Source organism: Vibrio sp. Vb2880 (assembly GCF_033337975.1).
Lineage (GTDB): Bacteria > Pseudomonadota > Gammaproteobacteria > Enterobacterales > Vibrionaceae > Vibrio > Vibrio alginolyticus.
Genome location: NZ_JAWORT010000021.1, coordinates 72,638 through 80,866, shown reverse-complemented (window position 1 = coordinate 80,866; position 8,229 = coordinate 72,638). Strand labels below are relative to the sequence as shown.

Here is an 8,229-nt window from a genome sequence, read left to right as displayed (position 1 = left end):
ACACTAGCTCAGTTGGTAGAGCGCAACCTTGCCAAGGTTGAGGTCACGAGTTCGAACCTCGTGTGTCGCTCCAAATTATTCAGATATGGCCATGGCGGTATCTCGATGCCAAGTGCATCAACTTAAAACCAGCGAAAGCTGGTTTTTTTGTATCTGAAGACTGATAAATTCACACCATCTCTTTTTCATTACCTGTGAGCTTAGCAACCCCATCTCTGTCACGAGTTTCTGATATTAAGTGTGACCCGATGTTTCGCACCTCAGCCAATTTCAGTTTACAATACGGGCTTCCAAAGGATTTGACGAAGACGCATGAGAAATACCGACGATTACATCATTTTTTATCACTTGATCGAGCAAGGTTCATTCAGTGCTGCCGCTAGACATATGTCACTGACCAAATCGGTCGTCAGTAAACGGATTGCCAAGCTTGAACAAGAGCTTGGTGTACAGCTTCTCTACCGAACAACGCGAACGCTAACGTTGACTGAAGCAGGACGAGCGTTTTTTACTCATGCAAAAGCGGTTTATCAAGCGGTGGCAACGGCGGAAGAATCCATTGTGGGTTTAGGTAAAAACTTATCTGGAAACATTAAAATTTCGGTGCCTACTATCTCTGGTGAATTAATTCTTCCTCAAGTGATTAATGAATTTAATCAGAAATACCCAGACATCAATATCGATATGGATCTAGATAATCGTTTCGTCGATATCGTGAATGAACGTTTTGATTTGGCAATTAGAACGGGTGTGTTGCCAGATTCTAGTCTGATTGCAAGAAAGCTGGTGGATGCGAATTGGATCATTTGCGCGTCACCCCAATACCTAGCTAAACATGGCATACCTAAACAACCTCAAGCCTTGGCTAAACACAATTGTTTAGTCTATTCCTACCAAGAAACCGGAGCGCATGAGTGGGCGTTTAAAGATGGAGACGAAGTATATCAAATCACCGTCGACGGTAACCTCTGTACCAACAATTCTTCTGTATTGAGAAATGTGGCGCTGTTAGGGCAGGGAATCATCTATGTACCGCGTGTATTGGTTTATGAAGACTTAAAGCAAGGCAGTCTGATTCAGTTATTTAAAGACGAAACCGCCAAATGTTTGGGTATTTATGCGGTGTATCCCTACACTCGTCAGCAACCAGAAAAAATTAAGATCTTTATCGATCATCTATACACAAGCTTTCAAAGTCAAAACCATCGATTTTAAGCCAATAACTCAACACCGATCGTTATATTGGTGTTGAGCTTATGTTTCCATCTTCATTTCTAAGAATCCTCTTAAATTTAGGGGCTTACGCTTCTCCTCGTTTTCTTCACTAATATTGATAACAAGATACCTCGCACAACTGTTAACAAATGGTTTTGCTATTGTTTCTTTTAAGAAACGGTCTGTTTCTTACGTTAAATTTCTCAAATGTGAAAGATAAGTAACAGAAAAATAAAGAATTATTTTGTTTGTTGTTTATTGATTACGTATTGTTCGTCCGCCTGACATAGACGCAGAGAAATGGACTGCTTATAGTGGCTCAAACGCCATGCCTGCCGCTAAGCGGTGTTGTGAGCGAAGTACAATAACTAGAGATACGGATATGAAACAAAAGCAGCTGATTGAAGAATTTAAAACCATCGTGGGGGAAGAAAATGTTCTAACCGACGAGGTTAAAACGAAATATTACCGCTCGGGGTTTCGTTCGGGTAGTGGTAATGCGCTTGCTATCGTGTTTCCTAACACTCTTCTAGAGCAATGGAAGATTATTAAACAGTGTGTTGAAGCAAACTGCATCATTATCATGCAGGCGGCTAAAACAGGTTTAACAGAGGGCTCGGCTCCGAGTGGTAATGATTATGATCGCGATGTGGTTGTGATCAATATTACCAAAATCAAGAAGATTCACTTATTAGATGGCGGTAAGCAGGCGGTTTGCTTGCCTGGTGCGAGCTTACACTCTTTGGAGAAAGAGCTGAAGGCAGTGAATCGAGCACCGCATTCTATCATCGGTTCTTCATCCCTAGGTGCCACTGTGGTTGGTGGTATCGCCAATAACTCGGGCGGTGCGCTAGTTAAGCGTGGTCCTGCTTATACGGAACTGGCGATCTATGCGCAGGTGGATAAGCAAGGCCAGTTACATTTGGTGAACCACCTTGGTATTGAAGGATTAGGTGAAACGCCAGAAGAAATTCTAACAAACCTGCAAGAAGGGAACTTTGACCCAGCGAAGATCATTCATGATGAGCGAATGGCATCAGACAAAGAATACGATGAACGTGTTCGAGACGTGACTTCTGACATTCCTTCTCGCTTTAATGCCGATGAACGCCGATTATTTGAAGCCAGTGGCTGTGCTGGCAAGTTGGGTGTTTTTGCCGTTCGGGTTGACAGCTACCCAGTACCCGAAAAAGAGCAGGTTTTTTACCTTGGCACCAATGACCCTGCGAAACTAACGAAGTTGCGAAAAGACTTCTTATCTACGTTTGATGACTTGCCTGAGATGGGAGAATACTTGCATCGAGATATCTTCAACATGGCAGAGAAGTACGGCAAGGATGTGTTCTTATCAATCGATTTGTTAGGCACAGATAAGCTGCCAAAAATGTTCGCACTTAAAGCTAAGGTAGAAAACTTCTTAGAGCGCATCCCGTTTGTCAGTAAATATCTGCCAGACACCATTCTGTACTACGCGAGCAAGTTGTTCCCACAACATTTACCAGAGCGAATGCTGGATTTCCGTGACAAGTATGAGCATCACCTGGTATTGAAAATGAGTGATGGTGGTATTGCTGAAGCACAAAAATACCTCAAAGAAGTTTGGGCTGTTGAAGACGACTGTGATTTCTTCGAGTGTACGCCGGAAGAAGGTAAAAAAGCTTATTTACATCGCTTTGCAGCAGCAGGTGCAGCAATTCGTTACGAGACGATTCACCGAAAAGACGTAGAAGACATCGTTGCACTTGATATTGCATTGCGACGTAATGATGAAGAGTGGCTAGAAACTTTGCCTGAAGAGGTGAGTAAGAACCTTGTTCAAGCGCTCTATTATGGTCACTTTATGTGTTACGTCTTCCATCAAGATTACATTTTCAAAAAAGGGACTGACACGAAGTTGATGAAAAAGCTGATGCTAGAGCACCTCAATAGCCGTGGTGCCAAATACCCAGCAGAACATAACGTGGGTCACTTGTATGAAGCCGAAAACTCGTTGCAGAAGTTTTACCACGAATTAGACCCAACCAATACCTTTAACCCTGGTATTGGTAAAATGGACAAATATAAGCGCAATTGTAACTGCTGTGCGTGATGTGCTGTCTCACCATGATTAATAATCGTTGTTCATCGTTAAAATGATGAGCATAAGATAAGCCCTGATGACACTCGTGACATCAGGGCTTTGTGTTTTGGGTCTTTTTATTGATGACTGGTATCGGCGTTGAAACAGCGACTAAAGAGCACGTACTGCAGCGGCGGCGATGATGCCTGCTGCAATTGCTGGTAGAGGCTTTTTCACGATGAACATGACAACAGCAGTAGAAAACAGTGCTGCTCTAGCACCATTATCACCCTCTACTGCTAGCGGAGCTAAAAGGGCAACCAGTACGGAGCCTGACATCGCAGTAATGAAACGTTGAACCCGTTCGCTAATTGGAATGAATGACATAACATACACTCCGCCCCAGCGGGTTATGAGCGTGACTAACGCCATAGCGATGATGATAAGCAGTGTGCCACCTATGGTTGTTTCGATGTTCATGCTTTCTTCTCCTTCCAACAAGCACCCAATACTCCGCCAGTAATGGCGCCAACCACTACGTGGCTATTCTCTGGCAAATACCAATACGCCAACATAGAAGAGGCTGCTGCTATGGCCCAAATCGCAAAGATTCTTAAGTCTTTCGGCCCGGCCACCACCATAGACAGCAGGAAGCATCCCATAACCATATCGAGCCCGAGGCCCACCGGATCTTTGATTGCGCTACCAAAATAAATGCCGATCCAGGTGCCCACAATCCAAAAAGACCACATCGCTAAGCCGCCACCAACAAGCAAGCCAAAGCCTGGTTCTTTTCTACCAAATGCATTGAGTGCCATTGCCCAGTTAGCGTCTGATGCTACCAGCATTACACCGTAACGTTTTGTTGGTGGGAGTTGTCGTAACCATGGATAAAGTGTGGCTCCCATCAAGAGGTGACGAGCATTAATCGCAAATACAGTAATAAGTACTGGAATGAAAGGGACTTCCGCTCCCCACATTTCTAACGTGGCAAATTGTGAAGCACCGGCGAAGACCAGTGTGCTCATCAACATAGTGGGAAATACATCTAGTCCAGTCTGTACCGCAGCAACACCGAAAGCGAGGCCAAATATGACCACGAACATAGAGAGGGGTAAAAGTTGGGTGAAGCCGTTCCAGACGTCAAGCCGATTAAATTCGTGCAACTCAGTGGAGGAGCGTTGAAGATGTTGAGTATTTTCTGTCATAGAGATACCTAGCTAGCAGGCAAAGGGGCAGTGCCATACGAGTGTGTTTGTTATTCTTTTGTAAACTTCATGTTTAACATCAATTGGAGGGGCTTTCAAACTCTAAGTGCTATATAAAATTGAGCCATCCAAGCGGCTTTAAGAAACAGAGTGTAGAGAGTCGCGCTTGGTAGTGCTAAAGGAGAATAAAACAACAGAAATAGTAAGCTCTGTTTAATTGATAACATCACGAGCTAGTACAGATTAGTAAATAAGAAAGAAAGCGAGCACGAGGCTCGCTTTTTCGCTCTGTTACGAATAACTGAATAGGTTTATTTTACGTAGACACGAGGGTTCGCGCTTCCCCAAACCGTGTATAGTTCAGGGAAGATGACTTCTGCGTGTTTTTCCATCTCAGCAGCTGAAATCGTTTTGCCTTGTTGGGAGCCAAACAAAACAACTTCAGAACCAGGCTCAACATCTTTGATACCTGTAACATCTACCATTGTGGTGTTCATTGAAGCAACGCCCGCAACTTTTGCACGTTGGCCATTGATCAGAACTTCTGCCGTATTCCCCATTTTTCGTGGATAACCATCAGAGTAACCAACAGGAATGTTCGCCATTAAGCTTTCTTTGCTTGTTGTGTAGCTGCTGTCGTAACCGACTGTGCTATTTTTTGGCAGGTGGTGAACGGATGCCACGCGTGTTTTGAAAGACACGATAGAAGGGTACTCAGGGTTAGTTGGTAAGTCTCCGTATAAAACGCCACCAGGACGAACCATATCAAGCTGCGCCTCAGGAACATTAAGCGCGGCGTAAGAGTTTGCTACGTGCAGTAAAATGTTGTCGCGTTTTAGATTCGCTTCTTTAATCAGCCATGCAGAACTGTCTTTGAATGAAGCTAACTTTTGGCGCACGTCGTCTGCATTGTAGTTAGGGAAATGAGTCATGATACCAACAATATTAACGCCAGCTTGTTGAGCGATTTCTAGCGCTTCTTTCTTGCCCGCTTCTGTCGTCATATCAACACCATTACGTCCCATACCACCGTCGTTCAGAGCAAGGTGAACTTTGATTTCTTTACTAGTTTTCTCGGCGAGTTTAGACAGTGCTTTAGCTTGCTCTGCTGTGCCTATCAACTCTTCGACATTTAGGTCGATTGCGGCTTCAATCTCGCCAATATCCGCTGAGCGTACACGCATAAGTTGGCCTTTAAAGCCACTGTCGCGAACAGTTTGTGCTTCGGCGTTGCTTGCAACGGCAACGCAAGGAATTTGTTGTTCGATAATAGTCGGCATCAGGCCTGCGATACCATTTCCGTATGCGTCGGCTTTCATCACGGCGCAGATTTTCGTTTTGCCATCCATGTGCGATTTAAACTGCTCAATATTATCGCGGAACTGACCTAAGTTTATTTCTAGCCAAGCGTTAGCACCTTGAACTTGCTCTGCTTTTGCTGCTGTATTGCTAATTTGAAGAGGAGCAGCAGTAGCTTGCATTACAGGAACCGCGATTGCAGCAGCGATAGTCAGTGATAGTAAGGTTTTATTTAAGCGCATAAAGTCTCCGTACGCGTTTTTTGTATTGGTTATGTTATTGAGTACTTGGGGAAAGTACCTGACGAAGTAAAACGCTCCAAGTGGTGCTTTGGAGCGTTTGTTAAGATAGTGATTTAATATATACCTAAATATACCTCAGTGATGACATTCAATTTAAGCAAATCGGGATTGATTTGGTATCTACTAAGGTATCCACTGAGTTTAACTCAGTTTAAAGCGGCTCATTACATCTTTAAGAGAAATGGATAGCTGGCTTAGTTCGCGGCACGCCTGTGCGGTTTGCTCCGAACCTTGCGAGACCTCTTGAGATGCCAAATGTATGTTTTCAATGCTGCGGTTAAGCTCTTCCGCAACAGAGTCTTGCTGGTTACAAGCCGTAGCGATTTGGGTACCCATGTCTGAGATGTCCGAAATCGAATGCTCAATGTCGCTCATCAGCTGTTTTGATTGAATGCCTTGTTCTGCACATTCTGAAATACTGGTTCTAGAAAGTTCAGTGGCTGATTTTGCGTCTTTTGCAAGTGATTGTAGCTGCTCAATGATCGAAGTGATTTCACTCGTTGAATCTTGCGTACGGCCGGCAAGAGTTCGAACTTCGTCTGCAACGACGGCAAAGCCACGACCAGACTCACCAGCACGCGCCGCTTCAATGGCTGCATTAAGTGCAAGTAGGTTGGTTTGATCGGCAATGTCGCGGATAACATCCACGATCACGTTAATTTTATTCGATTGCTGTTCAAGCTCTGCTACGGTATCGCCTGCAGCGCCAATTACGTTTGAAACTTCTTGAATCGCGTCAACCATACCTTGGGTTTCACGAACACCGTGTTGTGTACGGCGGTTTGCTTCGTTAGCTTGGTTCGCTGAGTCTTCAGTGTTACGAGCAACATCGGCTACGGCCGCTTTCATTTCTGTCATTGCTGTTGCGATGTGCGTAATTTGCAGCTGTTGATCTTTCATACCAGACGCAGAAATATCGGAGATTTGATTCATTTCTTCGACAGCGCTGCTTAACTGAGTAACTGCAGCAATCACGTTATCGATAACTTGGCGTAAGTCGTCTTGCATCTTAGTGGTCGCGTCTGCCAGTTCACCAAGCTCGTCATTGCCGATTGCTTTACGGTCAATGTCACTTGATAGATCACCTGTCGCGATGGCATTTGCTTGCTCAACAACAAGTTTAAGTGGGCCACAAATTAGGCGAGTCAGCACGTATGTCATGCCTACCATGATCAGTAGAATAATCACGTTACTTGCAATTGAAGAATTACTCAATCCATTTACAGAGGACAGGATATGAGTTTTGTTGCTATCCATAGCTTCTTTAAGGAGACGGATTAGTTCGCCTAACTCTGAGTCAACCGCTTCGAAAGCAGACAAAGAGTTCGCCAAAATAGGGTGGGCCTTGCTTTTGTCGTTAGCTAGCATCGCTTCATTGTACTGGTCCATAGTAACCAAGTACTTTTTCCACTGACGCATAAGACGCTGGTAAGTTTGCTGCTCTTCGCCAGGCCAGATAGTTTCACCGTAAGCGTTGAGCTCTCTAGTGATCTTTTCGCGTTCTCTAATATTGTTAGAAATTTTAGTTTTGACTTGGTCTGCGTCTTCATAAGTGTACGCAGCAAATTGAGCTCGGCGCCAGCGAGACAAGTGGTCTCGAATCGAATCGACCCTTTCCATTGCAGGAAGCGTATCATCGGTATAGTTTAAAAGCTCAGATTTGATGCTTTTGAGCTCTGTAGATAAAAACACGCCAAATGCAATGTTGACGATGGCAATGAGTAAAAACGATAGCGATATCTTTTTCGCTATAGAAAGATTCTTGATAGACATTAGTGATATACCTTGTTTTTCTTATGTTGTGTCGCCAAAGTAAACCACATCCTTATATGTGATATATGTCCATTAAATTACTGCAACTCGTGTAACGTACCATTATTTATTGATATTTTCGATAATGAATTGAGCTTTGTTTGAAAATAAAAAAAGTCAATGATTTTATAAAGGTACGACCACATTCGATATAAAGTTATCGGTAACAAAATATGATGTTCTGTACGCAGTCGTGCCAAGAGTAGGGAATCAAATTGTTACAGATGTTACAGCGGTGAAAAGATCAGCGTTCATAACGTGATAGTCGCGTGTTTACCTCGAAGCAGTTACGGGCACTAGTATGCGTATGACTTAATAGACAATGAAAGGGAAC

General features: G+C 43.8%; 6 protein-coding genes. 2 read left to right on the top strand and 4 right to left on the bottom strand.

Annotated elements, in window-relative coordinates; translation table 11 throughout:
* The first annotated feature begins 312 nt into the window (after window positions 1-312).
* Together R7M92_RS19525 and dld are read left to right on the top strand one after the other, a co-directional pair.
* The gene (locus R7M92_RS19525; RefSeq protein ID WP_017633645.1) at window positions 313-1,215 is read left to right on the top strand and encodes a LysR family transcriptional regulator; all 903 of its coding nucleotides are present in this window, start codon (window positions 313-315) and stop codon (window positions 1,213-1,215) included.
* A 382-nt stretch (window positions 1,216-1,597) separates the two neighbouring features.
* Window positions 1,598-3,304: a D-lactate dehydrogenase gene (gene dld, locus R7M92_RS19520; protein ID WP_064369232.1), complete on the top strand. Its 1,707-nt coding sequence runs from the start codon at window positions 1,598-1,600 to the stop codon at window positions 3,302-3,304.
* Window positions 3,305-3,445: 141 nt separating this feature from the next.
* Here the strand turns inward: dld and R7M92_RS19515 are convergent, their stop codons facing one another.
* The 4 genes from R7M92_RS19515 to R7M92_RS19500 form a co-directional block, all read right to left on the bottom strand.
* Window positions 3,446-3,754 (bottom strand): AzlD family protein, encoded by a 309-nt coding sequence (locus tag R7M92_RS19515; protein WP_005375985.1) that lies wholly within the window; start codon window positions 3,752-3,754, stop codon window positions 3,446-3,448.
* A complete protein-coding gene (locus tag R7M92_RS19510) occupies window positions 3,751-4,482 on the bottom strand; it encodes an AzlC family ABC transporter permease (RefSeq protein WP_005375986.1) in 732 nt (243 codons plus the stop codon). The genes R7M92_RS19515 and R7M92_RS19510 overlap by 4 nt, the downstream gene beginning before the upstream one ends.
* Before the next feature lie 311 nt (window positions 4,483-4,793).
* Window positions 4,794-6,023 carry an alanine racemase gene (gene alr / locus R7M92_RS19505; RefSeq protein ID WP_318134055.1) on the bottom strand — a complete coding sequence of 410 codons (1,230 nt, stop codon included), beginning with the start codon at window positions 6,021-6,023 and terminating at the stop codon, window positions 4,794-4,796.
* Window positions 6,024-6,224: 201 nt separating this feature from the next.
* Entirely contained in the window at window positions 6,225-7,856 is a 1,632-nt protein-coding gene (locus tag R7M92_RS19500) for a methyl-accepting chemotaxis protein (RefSeq protein WP_005375988.1), read from the bottom strand.
* Window positions 7,857-8,229: the final 373 nt, after the last annotated feature.

Excerpts from the sequence above, each read along its gene's own strand:
- R7M92_RS19515 (WP_005375985.1), bottom strand. The coding sequence starts at position 3,754 with ATGAACATCGAAACAACCATAGGTGGCACACTGCTTATCATCATCGCT.
- R7M92_RS19525 (WP_017633645.1), top strand. The coding sequence starts at position 313 with ATGAGAAATACCGACGATTACATCATTTTTTATCACTTGATCGAGCAA.
- R7M92_RS19510 (WP_005375986.1), bottom strand. The coding sequence starts at position 4,482 with ATGACAGAAAATACTCAACATCTTCAACGCTCCTCCACTGAGTTGCAC.
- dld (WP_064369232.1), top strand. The coding sequence starts at position 1,598 with ATGAAACAAAAGCAGCTGATTGAAGAATTTAAAACCATCGTGGGGGAA.
- R7M92_RS19500 (WP_005375988.1), bottom strand. The coding sequence starts at position 7,856 with ATGTCTATCAAGAATCTTTCTATAGCGAAAAAGATATCGCTATCGTTT.
- alr (WP_318134055.1), bottom strand. The coding sequence starts at position 6,023 with ATGCGCTTAAATAAAACCTTACTATCACTGACTATCGCTGCTGCAATC.